This window comes from Streptomyces sp. NPDC057638, from assembly GCF_042800315.1.
Taxonomy (GTDB): domain Bacteria; phylum Actinomycetota; class Actinomycetes; order Streptomycetales; family Streptomycetaceae; genus Streptomyces.
Genome location: NZ_JBHVHF010000026.1, coordinates 22639 through 43694 on the forward strand (window position 1 = coordinate 22639; position 21056 = coordinate 43694).

At 72.5% G+C, this 21056-nt stretch carries 5 protein-coding genes and 1 pseudogene; 3 read left to right on the forward strand and 3 right to left on the reverse strand.

Going from position 1 to position 21056, the window contains the following annotated elements; all coding sequences use genetic code 11:
• Positions 1–39: 39 nt before the first annotated feature.
• From ACFVIM_RS06325 to ACFVIM_RS06335, 3 genes and pseudogenes are all read right to left on the reverse strand, one after another.
• A pseudogene (locus ACFVIM_RS06325) lies at positions 40–4767 on the reverse strand (SDR family NAD(P)-dependent oxidoreductase); the annotation flags it as partial.
• Between the two features lie 82 nt (positions 4768–4849).
• Positions 4850–15748: an SDR family NAD(P)-dependent oxidoreductase gene (locus tag ACFVIM_RS06330; protein WP_384299186.1), complete on the reverse strand. Its 10899-nt coding sequence runs from the start codon at positions 15746–15748 to the stop codon at positions 4850–4852.
• Between the two features lie 92 nt (positions 15749–15840).
• A complete protein-coding gene (locus ACFVIM_RS06335) occupies positions 15841–17100 on the reverse strand; it encodes a DegT/DnrJ/EryC1/StrS family aminotransferase (protein ID WP_384299188.1) in 1260 nt (419 codons plus the stop codon).
• Between the two features lie 233 nt (positions 17101–17333).
• On the opposite strand from ACFVIM_RS06335, the gene ACFVIM_RS06340 reads away from it, so the two are divergent.
• Genes ACFVIM_RS06340 through rfbB form a run of 3 tightly spaced genes read left to right on the forward strand, consistent with a single transcriptional unit; the run spans position 17334 to position 20982 of the window.
• Positions 17334–18932, forward strand: coding sequence for an NDP-hexose 2,3-dehydratase family protein (locus ACFVIM_RS06340; protein ID WP_384299191.1), 1599 nt, complete (start codon positions 17334–17336; stop codon positions 18930–18932).
• Positions 18929–19945 carry an aldo/keto reductase gene (locus ACFVIM_RS06345; RefSeq protein ID WP_384299193.1) on the forward strand — a complete coding sequence of 339 codons (1017 nt, stop codon included), beginning with the start codon at positions 18929–18931 and terminating at the stop codon, positions 19943–19945. Before ACFVIM_RS06340 ends, ACFVIM_RS06345 begins: the two co-directional genes overlap by 4 nt.
• 17 nt (positions 19946–19962) lie before the next feature.
• Complete coding sequence (gene rfbB / locus ACFVIM_RS06350) at positions 19963–20982, forward strand: dTDP-glucose 4,6-dehydratase (RefSeq protein ID WP_384299195.1); 1020 nt, start codon at positions 19963–19965, stop codon at positions 20980–20982.
• The last annotated feature ends 74 nt before the right edge of the window (positions 20983–21056 follow it).

Below are 21056 nucleotides of genomic sequence, written 5' to 3' on the forward strand. Positions count from 1 at the left end.
GTCCGGCGGCGGCCGGGCGGACACCACACCCACCGGCCCTCAGCTCATCCCGAGTTCCCTGTCGATGAAGGCGAGGACGTCATCGGCGCTGGCGTCCTCAAGCCTGCTGACGACATCGCCCTCGTCGCCGTCCCCGGCCGCTCCCCCGTCCGGTGTCCCGTCGCCGATCCGCGCCGCGAGGGCCTGGATCCGTGCGGCGAGCCGGTGGCGGGTGATGTCCTCCGCCGTGAGCGCCGGTACGGCGGCTTCCAGCCGTTCCAGGTCGGCGAGGGCGGCGGTGAGCGGATCGCCGTCGGCGCCGAGCAGTTCGCCCCGCAGATGGCGGGCGAGGGCGGTGGGGGTCGCGTGGTCGAAGACCAGGGTGGCGGGCAGGTCGAGACCGAGCACGGCGGAGAGGCGGTGCCGGTAGTCGACGGCGGTCATGGAGTCGAAGCCGATGTCCTTGAAGGCACGGTCGGGCTCCACTTCGCCCCGGTCATAGCCGAGGACGCGCGCGGCCTGCTCGGTGACCAGGTCGACGAGGGTCTTCTCCTGGTCGGTACGGGACAGTCCGGGCAGGCTGGCCAGTCGCGCGGCGAACACCGGGTCGGGGGCCGCCTGTCCCGCCCCGGCCGTCGCGGGGGAGCCGCCGCCGTCGCCTTCGGCGGTGGACCCGGGCAGGGCCCGCAGCAGCGGGCGGGGCCGGGCGAAGGAGTAGGCGGCGGTGAAGCGCGGCCAGTCGAAGTCGGCGGCGACGAGGTGCGTCTCACCGTCGTCCAGGGCCTGTCCGAGTACGGCCAGCGCACGGGCGGGATCCATGGCGGGAACACCGGCCCGGCGCAACTGGGCCTCGGCGTCCGCGTCGACCATGCCACCGCGCCAGGGGCCCCAGGCGACGGCGGTGGCGGCCAGGCCACGGGAGCGGCGCCGCTGCGCCAGGGCGTCCAGATGGGCGTTGCCCGTGGCGTAGGCGGCCTGTCCGGCGCTGCCCCACACGGCGGCACCGGAGGTGAAGAGGACGAAGGCGTCCAGCGTCCGGGCCGCGAGGAGTTCCTCCAGATGGCGGGCTCCGAGGATCTTGGAACCGCTGATGGCGGCGAACTCGTCCGCCGTCATGCCGGTGATGTCGGCGGGCTCGTACATCACTCCGGCGGCGTGGAAGACGGCGGTCAGGGGCCGGTCGCCGGGCACCCGGCCGAGCAGGTCGGCGACGGCGTCACGGTCGGCGACATCACAGGCCGCGACGGTGACCTGGGCACCCTCGGCGGTGAGTTCGGCGGTCAGTTCGGCCACACCCGGCGCGTCGGGGCCGCGACGGCTGGTGAGCAGGAGGTGGCGGGCGCCACGGCGGACGAGCCAGCGGGCGGTGTGGGCGCCGAGGGCGCCGGTACCGCCGGTGATGAGTACGGTGCCGTCCGGCCGCCAGGCCGGTGCGTCCCGCCGGGTGCGGGGCGCCGGGACCAGTCGGCGGCCGAGGACGGCGCCGGCCCGTACGGCGAGCTGGTCCTCACCACCCGGGTCGGCCAGCACCCCGGCGGCCAGGTCGGCCAGGTCGGCCAGGGGGGCAGCGTCGTCGGCGGGCAGGTCGATGAGACCGCCCCAGCTGTCCGGGTGGTCCAGGGCGAGGACCGTGCCCATGCCCCAGAGCTGGGCCTGCTCGCAGTTGGCCGCTTCCGTCTCCGCGACGGCGACCGCACCACGGGTCAGGGTCCACAGCACGGTGGGGTCAGCCACCCCGCGCACCGCTCTGACCAGCGCGAGCGTGGCGACCGTACCTCGGGAGAGACCGAGGTGGCGGGGGTGTTCCGCGTCGTCCAGGGCCAGCAGGGAGAGCACCCCGGCGCGGCCGTCGAGGGCCCCGGGGTCGAGCGTGGCGGCGGTGGTGTCGACCGCGAGGACGGAGGGCTGACCGCCGCGCCGGGTGAGGGCGCCGACGAGGGCGGGGACGACGGGGTGGTCCTTGTGCGCGGCGGGAACCACCAGGAGCCAGCTCCCGTTGAGGTCGGGCGCCGCACGGCTGGGGGCGACGGGCCGCCAGTCGACCCGGTAGCGCAACGGGTCCGGGCCGGTCGTCGGCTCCGCGCCCTCGGCCGGAATCGCGTCGAGCCAGTAGCGCTTGCGCTGGAAGGCGTACGTGGGCAGGGCGACCCGCCGGACCGGGCCGGTGGCGGTGAACACGGCCCGCCAGTCGACCGGGAGCCCGCTGGTGTGGAGCTCCCCGAGGGCGCGCATCAGGGCCACGGGTTCGGCGAACCGCCCACGGACACTGGCCACCCGCACGGCGCCCTCGGCCTCCGGGCACTCATGGACGAGAGCGGACAGCACCGGCCCCGGGCCGACCTCCACGAAGCGGCGCACACCGCGTTCGGCGAGCGTGCGCACGCCGTCGTGGAAGCGGACGGTGTCGCGGACATGGCGGACCCAGTACTCGGCGTCCGTGACGTCGGCGAGCTGACCGGTGACGTTGGAGACGACCGGGATGAGCGGGTCCGCGTACGTCAGCTCCGCGGCGATCTTGCGGAACTCGGCCAGCATCGGATCCATCAACGGCGAGTGGAACGCGTGCGACACCTTCAACCGGGTGGAACGCTCGAAACGGGCCGCGATGTCCGTGACCGCTTGTTCCTCGCCGGAGATGACCACCGAGCGGGGGCCGTTGACGGCGGCGATACTCACCGACTCGGTCAGGTACTCCCGTACCTCGTCTTCCGTGGCCTGGACGGCGACCATCGCACCACCGGCCGGAAGGGCCTCCATCAGCCGGGCACGGGCGGCCACCAGCACCGCCGCGTCCTCCAGCGACAGCACACCCGCCACATGCGCGGCGACGAGTTCACCGATGGAGTGCCCGGCGACGAAGTCCGGCCGCAGACCCCACGACTCCAACAGCCGGTACAGCGCCACCTCGAACGCGAACAACGCGGGCTGGGTGAACCCGGTCCGGTTCAAGCGCTCGTCGGTGTCGCCCTCAGCCCACATCACCTCCTTGAGCGGCAGCCCCAGCGCCTGGATGGCCTCATCCAGCGCGGTCGCGAACACCGGGAACGACGCGTACAACTCCGCGCCCATCCCCACCCGCTGACTCCCCTGACCCGAGAACACCACAGCCGTACGACCCGAGACAGGCGTAACCCCCGCCACCGAGCCATCAGCGATTCCCGCCAGCCCCCGGAGCAGCTCCTCACGCCCGGACCCCACCACCACAGCACGCCGCTCCAGCGCCGCCCGTGTGGTCAGGGTGTATCCGACATCGGCCGGAAGGAGCTGCGGGTGGGCCTCCAGATGTTCGGCGAGGGTGGCGGCCTGGGCGCGCAGGGCGGCGTCCGTGCGCCCGGAGACGACCCACGCGAGGGCGGGGGCGTCCCCGGACTCCTCGGATGCCGCCGCAGGGGCCTGGCCCTGTTCCGTCGTGGCTTCTTCGAGGATGACGTGGGCGTTGGTACCGCTGATCCCGAACGAGGAGACACCCGCGCGGCGCGCACGGCCGTCCGCGGTCCACTCCCGGGCCTCGGTCAGCAGCTCGACCGCGCCCGCCGACCAGTCCACGTGCGGCGACGGCTCATCGACATGCAGTGTCTTCGGCAGAACGCCGTGCCGCATCGCCATCACCATCTTGATGACACCCGCGACACCCGCCGCCGCCTGGGTGTGACCCAGGTTGGACTTGACCGACCCCAGCCACAGCGGCCGGTCGGCGGGACGCCCCTGACCGTAGGTGGCGAGCAGGGCCTGGGCCTCGATCGGGTCACCGAGCGAGGTACCGGTGCCATGGGCCTCGACGGCGTCGACCTCGTCGGGGCTCATCCGGGCGTCGCGCAGCGCGTCCAGGATGACGCGGCGCTGGGCGGGCCCGTTGGGCGCGGTCAGGCCGTTGGAGGCACCGTCCTGGTTGACGGCGGAGCCACGGATGACGGCCAGCACCTCATGCCCGTTGCGCCGGGCGTCGGAGAGGCGCTCCAGCAGGACCAGGCCGACGCCCTCGGACCAGCCCGTGCCGTCCGCACCGGCCGCGAACGCCTTGCAGCGGCCGTCGGCGGAGAGGGCCCGCTGGCGGCTGAACTCGACGTAGACGTCGGGGGTGCACATCACCGTGGCACCCGCCGCGACGGCGAGGGTGCACTCGCCCCGGCGCAGCGCGGCGGCCGCCAGGTGGAGGGTGACCAGGGAGGAGGAGCAGGTGGTGTCGATGGTGACCGCGGGGCCCTGGAACCCGAAGGCGTAGGCGACGCGGCCCGACAGCACGGCGGCCGAGTTGCCGATCATCAGGTATCCCTCGACATCGTCGGGGACCTTCATCGGCCGGGTGCTGTAGTCGTGGTACATGGCGCCCGCGAAGACACCGGTACGGGTGTCGCGCAGGGCGAGCGGGTCGAGTCCGGCGCGTTCCAGGGACTCCCAGGTCAGCTCCAGCAGGATCCGCTGTTGCGGGTCCATGGCCAGGGCCTCGCGCGGGTTGATGCCGAAGAGCCCGGCGTCGAAGTGGGCGATGTCGTCGAGGAACCCTCCGGCGTGGGCGTAGCTGGTGCCGGGGTTGCCGGGGTCGGGGTCGTAGAGCCCGTCCAGGTTCCAGCCGCGGTCGGCCGGGAACGGGGACATGGCGTCACGGCCTTCGGCGACCACGTCCCACAGGTCCTCGGGGGTGCGGATGCCGCCGGGCATCCGGCAGCCCATGCCGATGACGGCGATCGGCTCGTGCCGCAGCTCCTCGGCCTCGCGCAGACGGCGCCGCGTCTCGCGCAGGTCCGTCGTGGCGCGCCGGAGGTAGTCGCGCAGCTTGTCGTCGTTGGACGTCGCGGTCGACGTCGCGTTCGACATCTCGTTGGACATCGGTCCTACCGTTTCGTGAGGTGCCACAGGTGCCACAGGTGTGTCAGAGCCCCAGCTCGTCATCGAGGAGCTGGAAGAGTTCCTCGTCCGTGGCGGCGGTGAGGTCGTCGCCGGTCCGCTCGCCGTCGGCTTCGCCCGCAACGGAACCGACGGAAGCGCCAGCACCACCAGCACCGCCGCGAGCGCCGTCGCTGTCGTGCCAGGTGCGGACCAGGGCCTCCAGACGGCCGGTGATCCTGGTGCGGTCGCCCTCGGTGAGCGCTCCCCCGGCGAGCGCGGCCAGGGCGGCTTCCAGCTGGTCGATGGCGGTCGGCACGGCATGGACGGCGGCCGTCCCGTCGGCGGCCGTCTCGTCGAGGGCCAGCTCCTCCAGCAGATGGCGGGCGAGGGCGGCCGGGGTGGGGTGGTCGAAGACCACGGCGGCGGAGAGGTGGAGCCCGGTGGCGGCCTTGAGCTGGTTACGCAGTTCGATGCCCGCCAGGGAGTCGAAGCCGAGGTGCTGGAACGTCACCTCGGGGTCCACGGCGTCCGCGCCCGCGTGGCCGAGGACGGCTCCGACATGGGCACGCACCAGTTCGCCGACGGTGTGGAGCCGTTCGGCGGCGGGCTGGCCCGCGAGACGCCCGGCCAGGGCGCGGCCGTCGGCGCCGCCCGCGCCCGTACCGCCGGTGCCGGTGCGACGGCGGGTGGTGGCGGGGACCAGGCCCCGGAGGATGGCCTGGACGTCCGGGCCTGCGGCACGCAGGGCGCGCGGGTCCATGCGTACCGGCAGCAGTTCGGCGCGGCCGGTCGCCACGGCCGAGGTGAACAGCCGCAGACCGTCCTCGGTCGTCAGCGCCCCGACACCGCCACGGCGCATCCGGGTGCGGTCGGCCTGCGCCAGGGTTCCGGCCATACCGACACCGCCCAGCCAGGGCCCCCAGGCAAGGGACTGTCCGGGCAGGCCCAGGGCCTGACGGTGCCGGGCGAGGGCGTCCAGGAAGGCGTTGGCGGCCGCGTAGTTCCCCTGACCCGCGGTGCCGAGCACCCCGGCGGCCGAGGAGAACAGGACGAAACCGTCCAGGTCGTCCGCGTGGGTGAGCTGGTGCAGATGCCAGGCACTGTCGGCCTTGGCGCGCAGCACGGTCTCGATCTGCTCGTCGGTCAGATCACCGATCAGGGCGTTGTCGAGCACACCGGCCGCGTGGACCACGGCGGTGAGGCGGCGGTCGGCGCGGATCCCGGCCAGCAGGGTGGCGAGGGCGTCACGGTCGGATGTGTCGCAGGCCGCGACGCGGACCCGGGCGCCGAGCCCGGTCAGCTCCGCCACCAGCTCGGCCGCGCCGGGCGCGGTGGCGCCCCGGCGACCGGCGAGCAGCAGATCGCGCGCGCCGTGCTCGGTGACGAGGTGGCGGGCGACGAGACGTCCGAGGTCGCCCGTGCCTCCCGTGATGAGCACCGTTCCGTCCGGGTCCCAGCCGCCGATACCCACCGTCCCGTCAGCCCTGTCAGCCCCGTCGGTCCCGTCGGTGCGGGCGAGCCGGGGTACGAGGACGGTGTCACCGCGCAGGGCGAGCTGGGGCTCACCGCGGAGGGCGGCGAGGGCCAGCGCCGCCGGGGGTGTGCCGGGGGCGTCCTGGTCGAGCAGGACCACCCGGCCGGGCTCCTCCTCCTGCGCGGACCGTACGAGCCCCCACACCGCCGCCTCGGCCAGACCAACCGGTCCGGCCGTCGGGGACGCGTCTTCCCGCCGCAGTCCCGTGTCGACCGCGCCATGGGTCAGGACGGTCAGGACGGAACCGGCGAGCCGTTCCTCGGCGAGGAGGGTACGCAGGGCGGCGAGGGTGCTCCGTACGGCCGTACGCGTCGCCTGGGTGACGTCCACCGGCGCTCCAGCGGAACCGGACTCCTGGTGGTGACCGGCCACAGGCAGCAGGACGACACGGGGTGCGGGCACCTGGCCCGCCACCACGGCCTCCACCAGGGCGTCCGCTGTCGCGAAAGCCCCCTCGGACGCTGCCGCCACGGTCACCCAGGTCGGCTCGGCGCCCTGGCCAGGTGTATCCACGGCACCGGCGTCCGCCGCCGGAACCCAGGTCACCTCGTACAGGGCCCCGCCGTCGCCGGAACCGTCGGCGGCACCGGACGGGCGCGGGTCCGTGGGGAGCGGGCGGGTCGACAGGGAGCCGACGGAGACGACGGGCGCGCCGGAGGGGTCGACGGCCTCGAACCCCGCACCGGAGATGCGGACGCGCAGCGCGGTGGCGCCCGCCGCGCGCACCTGGACTCCGTTCCAGGCGAACGGCACCGAGGGGCCGTCCTGACCACCTTCACCGGGATCGGCCAGGTTGGCGTGCAGGGCCGCGTCGAGGAGCGCCGGGTGCAGCCCGTACGCGCCGCCGTCGATGACGTGGTCGGGCAGTTCGACCTCGGCGAACAGGGTGTCGTCGCGTCGCCATGCGGCACGCAGCCCCTGGAAGGCGGGCCCGTACTGGAGTCCCTGCTCGGAGAGTGCGGCGTAGAGGCCGGTCAGCGGCAGGGCCGTGGCACCCGGCGGCGGCCAGCTCTCGACGGCCCACGGCGCGGGAGTCGCGGCGGTCGCGGCGAGGGCGCCTCCGGCATGCCGGGTCCAGGACGCGTCGAGGCCGTCCTGTTCGGGCCGGGAGTGGACCGCGAGCGGGCGCAGCCCGGAGGCGTCGGGCTCGCCCACCGTGACCTGGACGACCAGCGCGCCACGGTCCGGAAGCACCAGTGGGGCCTCGATGGTCAGTTCCTCGACGACCGGGCAGCCGACCTCGTCACCCGCGCGCACGGCCAGTTCCACGAAGGCCGTGCCGGGCAGCAGCGCGGTCCCCAGGACGGCGTGGTCGGCGAGCCAGGGCTGCGTCTCCAGGGAGAGACGCCCGGTGAGAATCACCCCGTCGCTCTCCGGCATGGCCACCACCGCACCCAGCAGCGGATGCCCCGCCGACTCCAGCCCGGCGCCCGCGACATCGGCGGACGAGTCAAGGGAGTTGACCCAGTACCGGCTGTGCTGGAAGGCGTAGGTGGGGAGGTCGACGCGGTGGGCGCCGGTTCCGGCGAAGAACGCCGTCCAGTCGAGGGTGACGCCGTGGTTGTGGAGGCGGCCGAGGGCGGTGAGGAGTTCGGTCGTCTCCGGGCGGTCGCGCCGCTGGGCGGGGATGAACTGGGCGTTACGGTCGGTACCGAGACCGGAGAGGACAGCCTGGGGGCCGACCTCGATCACGGTCGTCACACCCTGGGCTTCGAGGGTGTCCAGGCCGTCATGGAAGCGCACCGCGTCGCGGACATGACGGACCCAGTACTCGGCGTCCGTCACCTCAGCCAGCTGACCCGTGACGTTGGAGACCACCGGGATACGCGGCTCCGCGTACGTCAGGTCCGCGGCGATCTTGCGGAACTCGGCCAGCATCGGATCCATCAACGGCGAGTGGAACGCGTGCGACACCTTCAACCGCGTGGAACGCTCAAAACGGGCCGCGATCTCCATGACCGCTTGTTCCTCGCCGGAGATGACAACCGAGCGGGGGCCGTTGACAGCCGCGATACTCACCGACTCGGTCAGGTACTCCCGTACCTCGTCTTCCGTGGCCTGGACGGCGACCATCGCACCACCGGCCGGGAGGGCCTCCATGAGCCGGGCGCGGGCGGCGACCAGCACCGCAGCGTCCTCCAGCGACAGCACACCCGCCACATGCGCGGCGACCAGCTCACCGATCGAGTGCCCGGCGACGAAGTCCGGCCGCAGACCCCAGGACTCCAGCAGCCGGTACAGGGCGACCTCGAACGCGAACAACGCGGGCTGGGTGAACCCCGTCCGATGCAGCCTGAGATCACCCTCCTCAGCCCACATCACCTCACGCAACGGCAGGCCCAGCGCCTCGATCGCCTCGTCCAGAGCCTCGGCGAACACGGGGAACGACGCGTACAACTCCGCGCCCATGCCCACCCGCTGGCTTCCCTGGCCGGAGAACACCACAGCCGTACGACCCGAGACAGGCGTAACCCCCGCCACCGAGCCATCAGCGACCGCCGCGAGCGACGCCAGGAGTTCCTCACGGCCGGAACCGACCACGGCCGCCCGCTGCTCGAACACCGACCGGCTGGTCGCCTGCGAGTAGGCCACATCCAGCGGGGCCAGCCCCGCGCGCTCGGTCAAGAGATCAGCCAGCCGCGCCGCCTGCGACCTCAGCGCACCCTCCGTACGCCCCGACAGCACCACCGGCACCGCCGGAAGCACCACAGACGACGGCACCTCAGGGGCCTCGGGGACCTCGGGAGCCTCCTCCACGATCAGGTGCGCGTTCGTCCCGCTGAAGCCGAAGGAGGAGACACCCGCCCGGCGTGTGCGGCCGTCCGCCTCCCACTCCCGGGCCTCGGTCAGCAGCTCGACCGCGCCCGCCGACCAGTCGACATGCGGCGACGGCTCATCGACATGCAGCGTCTTCGGCAGCACACCGTGCCGCATCGCCATCACCATCTTGATGACACCCGCGACACCCGCCGCCGCCTGGGCGTGCCCGATGTTCGACTTCAGCGAACCCAGCCACAACGGCCGACCCTCAGGACGCTCCTGACCATACGTCGCAAGCACCGCCTGGGCCTCGATCGGATCACCCAGCGTCGTCCCCGTGCCATGCGCCTCCACCACATCCACATCAGCGGTGGACAGGCCCGCCGACGCCAGCGCCTGACGGATCACCCGCTGCTGCGAGGGGCCGTTCGGAGCCGTCAGACCATTGGACGCACCATCCTGATTCACAGCGGAGCCACGGATGACGGCGAGGACGTCGTGCCCGTTGCGGCGGGCGTCGGAGAGACGCTCCAGCACCAGCACACCCACACCCTCCGACCAGCCGGTGCCATCCGCGCCCGCCGAGAACGCCTTGCAGCGCCCATCGGCGGAGAGGCCGCGCTGACGGCTGAACTCGACGAAGCTGTCAGGTGTCGCCATGACCGCCACACCACCGGCAAGAGCCAGCGAGCACTCACCCCGCCGCAGCGCCTGACCCGCCAGATGCAGGCTGACCAGCGACGACGAGCACGCCGTGTCGACGGACATGGCCGGGCCCTCCAGGCCCAGGGTGTAGGAGACCCGGCCCGCGATGACACTGCCGGAGCTGCGGCCGGTCAGATAGTCGTGGTACATCACCCCGGCGAAGACACCGGTGGGGCTGCCCTTCAGCGTGGACGGGCGGATGCCCGCCTGCTCCAGGGCCTCCCAGGAGCTCTCCAGCAGCAGTCGCTGCTGCGGGTCCATCGACAGGGCCTCACGGGGGCTGATCCCGAAGAAGCCGGGGTCGAACTGGGCGGCGTCATGGAGGAAGCCGCCGTGCCGGACGTAGCTGGTGTCGGGGCGGGACAGCTCGGGGTCGTAGAGGTTGGTCACGTCCCAGCCACGGTCGGCCGGGAACTCGGAGATGCCGTCGACACCGTTCTCGACCAGTCGCCACAGGTCGTCCGGGCCGGTGACGCCGCCGGGGTAGCGGCAGGCCATGCCGACGATGGCGATCGGGTCGTCATCGGTGGCGGCGGACCCGTCCGGGCCCGCCCCGGGAATCCCCGCCGTGGCGGGGGCGTCGCGGCCGCCGACGAGTTCCTCCAGCAGATGATCGGCGATGGCGCGGGCGCTCGGGTAGTCGAAGACCACGGTGGTCGGCAGCGGCACCCCGCTGACGATCTTGAGCCGGTTGCGCAGCTCCAGGGCGGTCAGCGAGTCATAGCCCAGCTCCAGGAACGGCCGGTCCGGGTCGATCGGGTCGGGCGAGGAGTGGCCGAGCACCCATGCGGCGTGGCTGCGGACCAGATCCAGCAGGGTGGCGCGGGCCTCGGCCTCGGGAAGAGCGGCGAGCTGTCCCGCGAGTCCGCCGCCCGTACCGCCCGGTCCGGTGGCGGGCGCGGCGCCCGCCGCCGTACGGGCGGGTCGGCGCGCGATGGCCGTGGCCGGACGGAGCAGCGGCGGCAGTTCGGTGCCGCCGCCGATCCAGGCGCCGCGGCGGCGGGTGTGCAGGATGGAGGTGTTGAGGACGAGCGGCGCCAGCAGGTGGTGTTCGGTGGTGAGGGCCTGGTCGAACAGGGCGAACGCCTGCTGGGGCGTGATGGCCGGTACGCCCAGGGAGCGGATGCGGTTGAGGTCCACCTCGGTGAGCTGGGCGGTGAGGCCGACCGGCGGGTCCCAGGTGGCGTACGCGAGGGAGGTACCGGGCAGGCCCGCGGCGCGGCGGTGCTGGGCGAGGGCGTCGAGGAAGACGTTGGCGGCGGCGTAGTCGCCCTGTCCGGCGGCGAGGATCAGCCCGCCGGAGGACGAGAACATCACGAACGCCGTCAGATCGAGGTCCCGGGTGAGGACATGCAGGTTCCAGGCCGCGTCGGCCTTCGGCAGCATGACCCGCTTCATGGACTCCGGGGAGAGGGTGGTGACGAGACCGCCCTCGGCGATACCGGCGGTGTGCACGACACCGCGCAGCGGACGGTCGGCGGGGACGGTGGCGAGCAGGGCGGCCAGGGCGTCGGTGTCGGTGACGTCGCACGCCTCGATCCGGACCTCGGCACCGGCCGCGGTCAGGTCGGCGGCCAGTTCGGCCGCGCCGTCGGCGGCGAGGCCGCTGCGGCTGACGAGCAGCAGATGGCGCACCCCCTGCTGGGCGACGAGATGGCGGGCGACCAGGGAGCCGAGCCCGCCGGTGCCGCCGGTGATCAGCACGGTGGCGGCGGGGTCCCAGGCGGGCCGGGTGGGGCCGTCGTCGGTGGTGACGGCCGACTCGACGGTGGTCAGCCGGGGCATGAGCGGTCGGCCGTCGCGCAGGGCCAGTTCACCCTCGTGGCTGCCGAGGGCCTCGGCCAGGAGGGCCGGGGCGGGCTCCTCCGTACCGGGGTCGAGGTCGAGGAGTCCGAACCGGCCGGGCATCTCCTCGGCGGCGGCCCGGACCAGGCCCCAGACGGGGGCCTGCGCCAGATCGTCCACGTCGGCCGTGCTGGGACCCGCGCCGACGGCGCCGCTCGTGACGACGACCAGCCGGGTGGTGGCGAGGACGTCATGGGCCAGCCACTCCTGGAGGAAGGGCAGCACCCGGCTGGTGAAGGAGCGCGTCCGGTCGGGGAGGTACGCGGTCGCGTCGGGCGTGTCACCGAGGTGGCGGGCACCGAGGACGACGGCCTCGGGGGCGGGGGTGCCCCCGGCGATGGCGGCGGCGAGGGTGGCCACGTCCGGGTAGGCGGGGATGTCGTCGCCCACACCGAGACGGTCGTCACCGAGGGTCGCCCAGGAGGTGGCGGCCGTGATCCGGCCGGGCAGCGGGAGCCACTCGACCCGGTACAGGGCCTCGCGCTCCTCCCCCGTACCGCCGCCGCCGAGCTGATCCGCCGAGACCGGGCGGGCGGTGATGTCGCGTACGTCGGCGACGGGAGCGCCCTGGGTGTCGGCGACGCTGATGGAGCGGCCGTCCGGGGAGACCCGCACCCGCAGCACGGCGGCCCCGGTGGCGTGGAGCTGGACACCGCTCCAGGAGAACGGGATCGACGGGCTCTCCTCGCCCTCCTGCTCCACGAGGATGCTGACGTGCAGCGCGGCGTCGAGCAGCGCGGGATGCAGCCCGAAGGCGGCCGCGTCATCGAGTGCGCTGTCCGGGAGGGCCACCTCGGCGAAGAGTTCGCCCTCGCGCCGCCAGGCGGCCCGCAGGCCCTGGAAGACGGGCCCGTAGCCGAAGCCGCGCTCAGTGAGACGGTCGTAGAAGCCGTCGGCGGACATGGGGACCGCGCCCTGTGGCGGCCACACTCCCGGATCGGGCCGGTCCGTCGCCCCGGCCGGGGCGACGGGAGTCAGCACACCGGTGGCGTTACGGGCCCACGGCTCGTCCACGGAGGCCGAGTCAGGGCGGGAGTGGATCAGCAGACGGCGGTTACCGGACTCGTCGGGGCCGTCCACGACGACCTGCACGGCGACACCGCCGTGGTCGGGGAGGACGAGCGGGGCCTGGATGGTCAGCTCGTCCAGGACGGGACAGTCGGTCTGGTCGCCCGCGTGCAGGGCGAGTTCGACGAAGGCGGTTCCGGGCAGGATGGTCGTCCCGAGGACGGCGTGGTCGGCGAGCCAGGGATGGGTGGCGAGCGACAGCCGGCCGGTCATCACCACACCGTCGCTGCCGGGCAGCGCGAGCACGGCCCCGAGCAGCGGATGCTCGGCGCGGCGCTGCCCCAGCCCGGACGGGTCACCGGTGGACGCCGACGCGTCGAGCCAGAAACGCTCACGCTGGAAGGCGTAGGTGGGGAGGTCGACGCGGTGGGCGCCGGTTCCGGTGAAGAACGCGGTCCAGTCGATGTCCAGGCCACGGGTGTGGAGCCGGCCGAGTCCCTGAAGGAGCGCGGTGGTCTGGGGGCGGTCGCGGCGCTGGAGGGCGATGACCTCGGCGCTGTCGGCGAGGGTCTCGCGGACCAGTCCGGAGAGAACGGCCTGGGGGCCGACCTCGATGACGGTGGTCACACCCTGCGCTTCGAGGGTGCGCACACCGTCATGGAAGCGGACGGCGTCGCGGACATGGCGGACCCAGTACTCGGCGTCCGTCACCTCAGCCAGCTGGCCGGTGACGTTGGAGACGACCGGGATACGCGGGTCCGCGTACGTCAACTCCGAGGCGATCTTGCGGAACTCGGCCAGCATCGGGTCCATCAGCGGCGAGTGGAACGCGTGCGACACCTTCAACCGGGTGGAACGCTCAAAGCGGCCCGCGATCTCCATGACCGCCTGCTCGTCGCCGGAGATGACAACCGAGCGGGGGCCGTTGACAGCCGCGATACTCACCGACTCGGTCAGGTACTCCCGTACCTCGTCCTCGGTGGCCTGGATGGCGACCATCGCACCACCCTCGGGGAGGGCGTCCATCAGCCGGGCACGCGCGGCCACCAGCACCGCCGCGTCCTTGAGCGACAGCACACCCGCCACATGCGCGGCGACGAGTTCACCAATCGAGTGCCCGGCGACGAAGTCCGGCCGCAGACCCCACGACTCCAACAGCCGGTACAACGCCACCTCGAACGCGAACAACGCGGGCTGAGTGAACCCCGTCCGGTTCAAACGCTCGTCGGTGTCGCCCTCAGCCCACATCACCTCCTTGAGCGGCAGCCCCAGCGCCTGGATGGCCTCATCCAGCGCCTCGGCGAACACCGGGAACGACGCGTACAGCTCCGCGCCCATCCCCACCCGCTGACTCCCCTGGCCCGAGAACACCACAGCCGTACGACCGCTGGTCCTCGTACCACCGTCGCGCTCCCCTGTGGCGACCGCCGCCAGCCCCCGCACCAGCTCATCACGGTCGGAGCCGACGACCACGGCCCGGTGGTCGAAGACCGACCGGGTGGTCGCCAGCGAGAACGCCACATCCAGCGGGGCCAGGTCCTCCCGCGCGGTCACGAAGTCGGCCAGGCGTTCGGCCTGCGCCCTCAGCGCACCCTCCGTACGCCCCGACAGCACCACCGGCACCGCCGGAAGCAGCACGGACGACGGCACCTCGGGGGCCTCGGGGCTCTCCGCACCCTCTGAGGTCGTCTCAACCACGGGAGCCTCTTCGAGGATCACGTGGGCGTTCGTACCGCTGATCCCGAACGAGGAGACCGCCGCCCGCCGCGCCCGGCCGTTCGCGGTCCACTCCCGGGCCTCGGTCAGCAGCTCGACCGCGCCCGCCGACCAGTCCACATGCGGCGACGGCTCATCGACATGCAGCGTCTTCGGCAGCACACCGTGCCGCATCGCCATCACCATCTTGATGACACCCGCGACACCCGCCGCCGCCTGGGCGTGCCCGATGTTCGACTTCAGCGAACCCAGCCACAGCGGGGTCCCGTCCTCCGGCCGCTCCTGGCCGTAGGTGGCGATGACGGCCTGGGCCTCGATCGGGTCACCCAGCGAGGTGCCCGTGCCGTGCGCCTCGACCACATCCACATCAGCGGCCGACAGGCCCGCCGACGCCAGCGCCTGACGGATCACCCGCTGCTGCGAGGGGCCGTTGGGCGCGGTGAAGCCGCTGGAGGCGCCGTCCTGGTTCACGGCGGAGCCGCGTACCACGGCCAGCACCTCATGACCGTTGCGCCGGGCGTCGGAGAGACGCTCCAGCACCAGCACGCCCACACCCTCCGACCAGCCGGTGCCGTCCGCGCCCGCCGAGAACGCCTTGCAGCGGCCGTCGGCGGAGAGGGCCCGCTGGCGGCTGTACTCCACGAACATGTTGGGCTGGGTCATCACGGTCACACCGCCGACGAGGGCGAGCGAGCACTCACCCCGCCGCAGCGCCTGACCCGCCAGATGCAGGCTGACCAGCGACGACGAGCACGCCGTGTCCACCGACACCGCCGGACCCTCCAGGCCCAGCGTGTAGGAGACCCGGCCCGAGACGATGCTGGCGACACTGCCCGCCGCGAGGTAGGCCTCCAGGTCCTCGGGGATGGCGGTCGGGCCCGAGCCGTAGTCGCAGTACATGACGCCGCCGAAGACTCCGGTGCGGCTGCCGCGCAGCGAGGCGGGGGTGATGCCCGCGCCCTCCAGCGCCTCCCAGGACGCCTCCAGCAGCAGCCGCTGCTGCGGGTCCATGGCCAGGGCCTCGCGGGGGCTGATCCCGAAGAAGCCCGCGTCGAAGTCGGCGACGCCGTCGAGGAAGCCGCCCTCACGGACATAGCTCTTGCCGGGCTTGTCGGGGTCGGGGTCGTACAGGCCGTCGACGTCCCAGCCGCGCTCGCGCGGGAAGGGGGTGATGCCGTCCCGGCCGTCGGCGACCAGCCGCCACAGCTCGTCGGGGGTGGTGACACCGCCGGGGAGACGGCAGCTCATGCCGACGATCGCGAGCGGCTCGCGCTCCGACCGCTCGGCTTCGTGCAGACGCCGACGGGCCTCGCGGAGGTCGGCCGTGGTCCGCTTGAGGTAATCGAGAAGCTTCTCTTCGTTCGACATCCGCACACCTAAACCTGGTTGGTACGTAAGGGGGCCAGGTGTCGCGGACCCGGCCCGTCGTGGCACGGCCGCCTCGTGCAGCCGGGATTCCCGTTGATTCAGTCCGCTGTGTCGCCGTGGGCGCTCCGGACGGCGGCACCGTCGCCACCGTTCCCGGCACGAGCACCGCTCCCGGCATCGCCACCAGCACCGGCACCACGGCCGCCGTTCTCCACGGCCCAGCGGATGATGCGGCAGACGCCGTCGATCTCGTCAGCGCCGACGGCCTCACCCGTCGGCAGCGCGAGCACCCGCTCGGCCAGGGCCTCGGAGTGGGGCAGTGGCAGCGGGGCGTGGAGGTCGGGCCGGTCCCGGTAGGGCGCCAGCTCATGGCAGCCGGGGTGGAAGTAGCGGCGGGCGAGGACGTTGTGGCGTTCCAGGACGGCGAACAGATCGTCGGCGTGCAGGCCCGCGCGCTCCTGGTCGACCTCGATGACGAGGTACTGGTGGTTGGCGCGCTCGCCGGGCTCCTGCTGGCGCACCGAGACACCGGGCACCCCGGCCAGGCCCTGTTCGTAGCACCGCTGGTTGTGGGCGTTGTGCTCGATCAGGGTGTCGATCAGCTCCAGGGAGACCAGTCCCATGGCGGCGCTGCCCTCGCCCATCTTGGCGTTGGTGCCGGAGGAGACGATGTCGCGTCCCTCGTCGATCCCGAAGTTGCGCATGGCGCGGGCGCGCCGGGCGATCTCGGGGTCATTGGTGACCAGGGCGCCGCCCTCGAAGCTGTTGATGAACTTCGTGGCGTGGAAGGAGAAGACCTCGGCGTCGCCGAAGGAGCCGATCGGCCGGCCCCGGTAGGTGGAGCCGATGCCGTGGGCGGCGTCGAAGAGCAGGGGCAGCCCATGGCGGTCGGCCAGTTCGGTCAGCTCCTCGATCGCGCAGGGGCGGCCGAAGGCGTGGACACCGAGGATGGCGCCGGTACGGGGGCTGATGAGCTTCTCCGCGTGCCGCGGGTCGATGTTGGCGGTCTCCTCGTCCACGTCGCAGAAGACGGGCGTGAGGCCGATCCAGTCGAGCGCGTGCGGAGTGGCCACCCAGGTGAAGGCCGGGACGATCACCTCGGCACCGGGACGGACGCCCGCGGCGCGGGCGGCGATCTGGAGGGCGATGGTCGCGTTACAGGTGGCCACGCAGTGCGCGGTACCGGCCAGCTCGGCGACCTTCTCCTCCAGTTCGCGCACGAGTGGCCCCATGCTCAGCCACCGCCGGTCGAGTGCGGCGTCTATTTTTTCCCGGAGTTTTTCACGGTCGCCAATATTGGGGCGTCCTACATGCAACGGCTCATGGAATACGGGAAGTCGGGACACGGAGGGGAGCATAAAGAGCGGATGGGTACATCGAAAACCCCTACCCGGACCGGACGCACCCCTATGCATGACTGTCACTGGTCACAGCGGCGGCGGAACGGTCGGGGCCACCCCCCTATCATCCGCCACAAACATGCTGCCCGGAATGGCTGGAGGTATTCACGGGGGTGCAGAGCATTCCCAGCACCGCTTCCCATTATTAGGCTCGCCGGTGAAAGGGAAAGCACGACCGGAGGGGAACTCCCATGGCTCAGCTATTTCCCGCGTCGGCATCGCCGTTGAGACCACCCGACCGGCAGGACGCGGTGCGGACCGCCGCCCGGATCGCGGTGTCGGCGCTCGCGGTGGGGGGCGTGGCCACCAGCGACCGGGAGATGTGGGAGTGGTATGCCCGACGGCTCCGCGAGGATGTCGCGGAGGTGCGCCGGATCCCGCTGGGTGAGCTGACCGGGTGGGGCTCGGTGCCGGAGACCGGCGACATCGTGCATGACTCGGGCCGCTTCTTCTCGGTGGAGGGGCTGAGCGCCGAGGATGTGGACGGTGTGGTCCCGGGCTGGGACCAGCCGGTGATCCGGCAGCCGGAGATCGGCATCCTGGGGCTGCTCGCCCGGGAGTTCGGCGGGGTGCTGCACTTTCTGATGCAGGCGAAGAACGAGCCGGGCAATCCCAACGGGGTGCAGCTCTCCCCCACCGTGCAGGCGACCCGGAGCAACTACACCCGGGTGCACCAGGGCGGCGCGGTGCCCTATGTGGAGTACTTCCAGGACACCGCCGGGCGGCGGGTGCTGGCCGACTCGCTCCAGTCGGAGCAGGGGTCGTGGTTCGCCCGGAAGCGGAACCGGAACATCGTGGTGGAGGTCACGGAGGAGGTGGAGGTCCGGGAGGGCTTCCGCTGGCTCACCCTGGGCCAGATCCACCGGCTGCTGGCCGAGGACAACGCGATCAACATGGACTCCCGGTCGGTCCTGGCCTGTCTGCCGTTCGGCGGCGCCGACCCGGCGGAGATGCCCGCGGTACCACTGACCACCGCGCCCTCGGCCGACGACACCGCAGACGCTGACGCCGCCGACACCGACACCGACACCGACGGCACCAACGTCCGGCGGGGCGGAGGCGGCGGCCTGGCCGCGGCACTGCTCCGCTCCTGCGCCGACGCCGCGGGCGCCCTCCACACCACCGGGGAGATCCTGAGCTGGCTGGCCGGGCTGCGCTCATGTACCGGTCTCGCGGTCCGCCGGGTGCCCCTCGACGCGCTGCGCGGCTGGAAGCGCACCGATGACGCAGTGGTCCACGAGGAGGGCCGCTACTTCCGGGTCATCGGGGTGGACATCCGCACGGCGGGCCGTGAGGTGCGGCGGTGGACCCAGCCGCTGATCGAGCCGGTGGCCGAGGGCGTGGTGGCGTTCCTGGTCACCGAGATCGGCGGGGTGGTGCACGTCCTGGTGAACGCCCGTACCCAGCCGGGTCTGGTGGACAAGGTGGAGCTGGGGCCGACGGTGCAGTGCGTGCCGTCGAACTATCCGCCGGGGGCGCGCCCGTCGCATCTGCGCTTCCTCGACGAGGTCCTGGGGGCGTCGGCGGACCGGATCCGCTTCGACACCAGGCTCTCGGAGGAGGGCGGCCGCTTCCACCACGCGGTCAACCGCTATGTGATCGTCGACTGGCGGGGCGGTCATGAGATCGAGGACGAGGCGTTCCGCTGGGTCGCCTTCCACCAGCTGGCCGGACTGCTCCGGCACGGCCATTACATGAACATCGAGGCCCGCAGCCTGATCGCCTGTCTGCACGCTCTGACCGGCGGCTCCGGGGCGAACGGCAAGGGCGAGGAGGTCCCGGGAGAATGACTGGTACGGCAGAGGACGGCGGCACCGTGGAGTACACCCGTCTGGGACGGACGGCGCTCCAGGTGAGCAGGCTGGGTCTGGGCACCCTCAGTCTGGGGGTGCGCACCACCCGCGACGAGGCGTTCGCCCTGATGGACGAGGCGCTGGAGTGCGGGGTCAACCTCTTCGACACCGCCAACCACTACGGCTGGCAGCAGCACAACGGGTTCACCGAGGAGCTGATCGGCGACTGGTTCGCGCAGGGCGGCGGCCGCCGTGAGCGGGTGGTGCTGGGCACCAAGGTGTTCAACCCGATGAGCGAGCTGCCCAACGACCGGGGGCTGTCGGCGCGGCACATCATCGCGAGCTGTGAGGACTCGCTGCGGCGGCTGGGTACGGACTGGATCGATCTGTACCAGATGCACCATGTGGACCGCACGGCCTCCTGGGAGGAGGTGTGGGGTGCCATGGAGGTGCTGGTCCAGCAGGGCAAGGTGCGCTATGTCGGCTCGTCCAACTTCGCGGGCTGGCATCTGGCGCAGGCGCAGGAGGCCGCGAGCAAGCGGCATTTCCTGGGTGTCGTCTCGGAGCAGTGTGTGTACAACCTGGTGACCCGTTATGTGGAGCTGGAGCTGATACCGGCGGCGCAGGCGTACGGCATCGGGGTGCTGGTCTGGTCCCCGCTCCACGGTGGTCTGCTGGGCGGTGCGCTGCGGAAGCTGGCGGCGGGTACGGCGGTGAAGACGGCGCAGGGCCGAGCGATGGTGGCGCTGGAGCAGCACCGCGACACGGTGACCCGGTACGAGAAGCTGTGCGCGGAGGCGGGTCTGGATCCGGCGGAGGTGGGTCTGGCCTGGGTGCTGAACCGGCCGGGCGTGACGTCGGTGATGGTGGGGCCGCGTACGGCCGAGCAGTTCGACGGCGCCCGGCGGGCGCTGGAACTGCGGCTCGACGAGGGTTTCCTGGCCGAGCTGGAAGAGCTGTTCCCGCCGCTGGGCAACGGTGGCCCGGGTCCGGAGGCATGGGCATGGTGACGGGAGGTACGGGCGCGGTGACCGGAGGTACGGACAAGGTGACCGGAGGTTCGGGCGCGGTGACACGTGTCCTGGTGACGGGCGGAGCCGGGTTCATCGGCTCGCACTATGTGCGCACCCTCCTCGGCGGGGGCTATCCGGCCTGGGCGGACGCCGAGGTGACGGTCCTGGACAAGCTGGCGTACGCGGGGAACCTGGCCAATCTGGAACCGGTGGCGGGCGGGTACACCTTCGTCCATGGCGACATCACCGACACCGCCCTGCTGGCGTCGGTCGTGCCGGGCCATGACGTGGTCGTCAACTTCGCGGCCGAGACCCATGTGGACCGGTCGATCACCGGGGCCGATGTGTTCGCGCTGACCAACATGGTCGGGACGCACCGGCTGGCCTCGGCCTGCCTGGACGCGGGCACACGTCTGGTGCATGTCTCCACGGACGAGGTGTACGGCTCGATCGACACCGGTTCGTGGACGGAGGACTCCCCGCTGGCGCCGAACTCCCCGTACGCGGCGGCCAAGGCGGGCGGCGATCTGATGGCGCTGGCGTACGCGCGCACCCACGGGCTGGATGTCCGCATCACCCGCTGCGGCAACAACTACGGCCCGTACCAGTACCCGGAGAAGGTCATCCCGCTGTTCGTGACCAATCTGCTGGAGGGCCGCCCGGTTCCGCTGTACGGGGACGGGCTGAACGTCCGGGACTGGATCCATGTGGACGACCACTGCCGGGGCATCCAGCTGGTGGCGGAGCGCGGCGCGGCGGGCGAGGTGTACCACATCGCGGGCACGGCCGAGCTGACCAACCGGGAGCTGACCGAGCGGCTGCTGAGGGCCCTGGACGCCGGTCCTGAGCTGGTCCGGCGGGTAGCCGACCGCAAGGGCCACGACCGGCGGTACTCGCTGGACGACGGCAAGCTCAGGGCGCTGGGCTACCGTCCGGCGACGGGCTTCGACGAGGGCCTGGCGGCGACGGTCCGCTGGTACGCCGACCACCCTCACTGGTGGAAGCCACTGCGCGACAGCCCGTCGGAGGGCTGAGGACGGCCCGACCCCGCCAGGGCAGGTCAGCTCAGGTCAGGGGCCCGGCCGGTCCATGGGAGGGACCCATGGAC

What these genes read in the sequence shown, in the direction of transcription:
- ACFVIM_RS06335 (WP_384299188.1), bottom strand. Translation starts at nt 17,100, where the DNA reads ATGCTCCCCTCCGTGTCCCGACTTCCCGTATTCCATGAGCCGTTGCAT.
- ACFVIM_RS06340 (WP_384299191.1), top strand. Translation starts at nt 17,334, where the DNA reads ATGGCTCAGCTATTTCCCGCGTCGGCATCGCCGTTGAGACCACCCGAC.
- ACFVIM_RS06345 (WP_384299193.1), top strand. Translation starts at nt 18,929, where the DNA reads ATGACTGGTACGGCAGAGGACGGCGGCACCGTGGAGTACACCCGTCTG.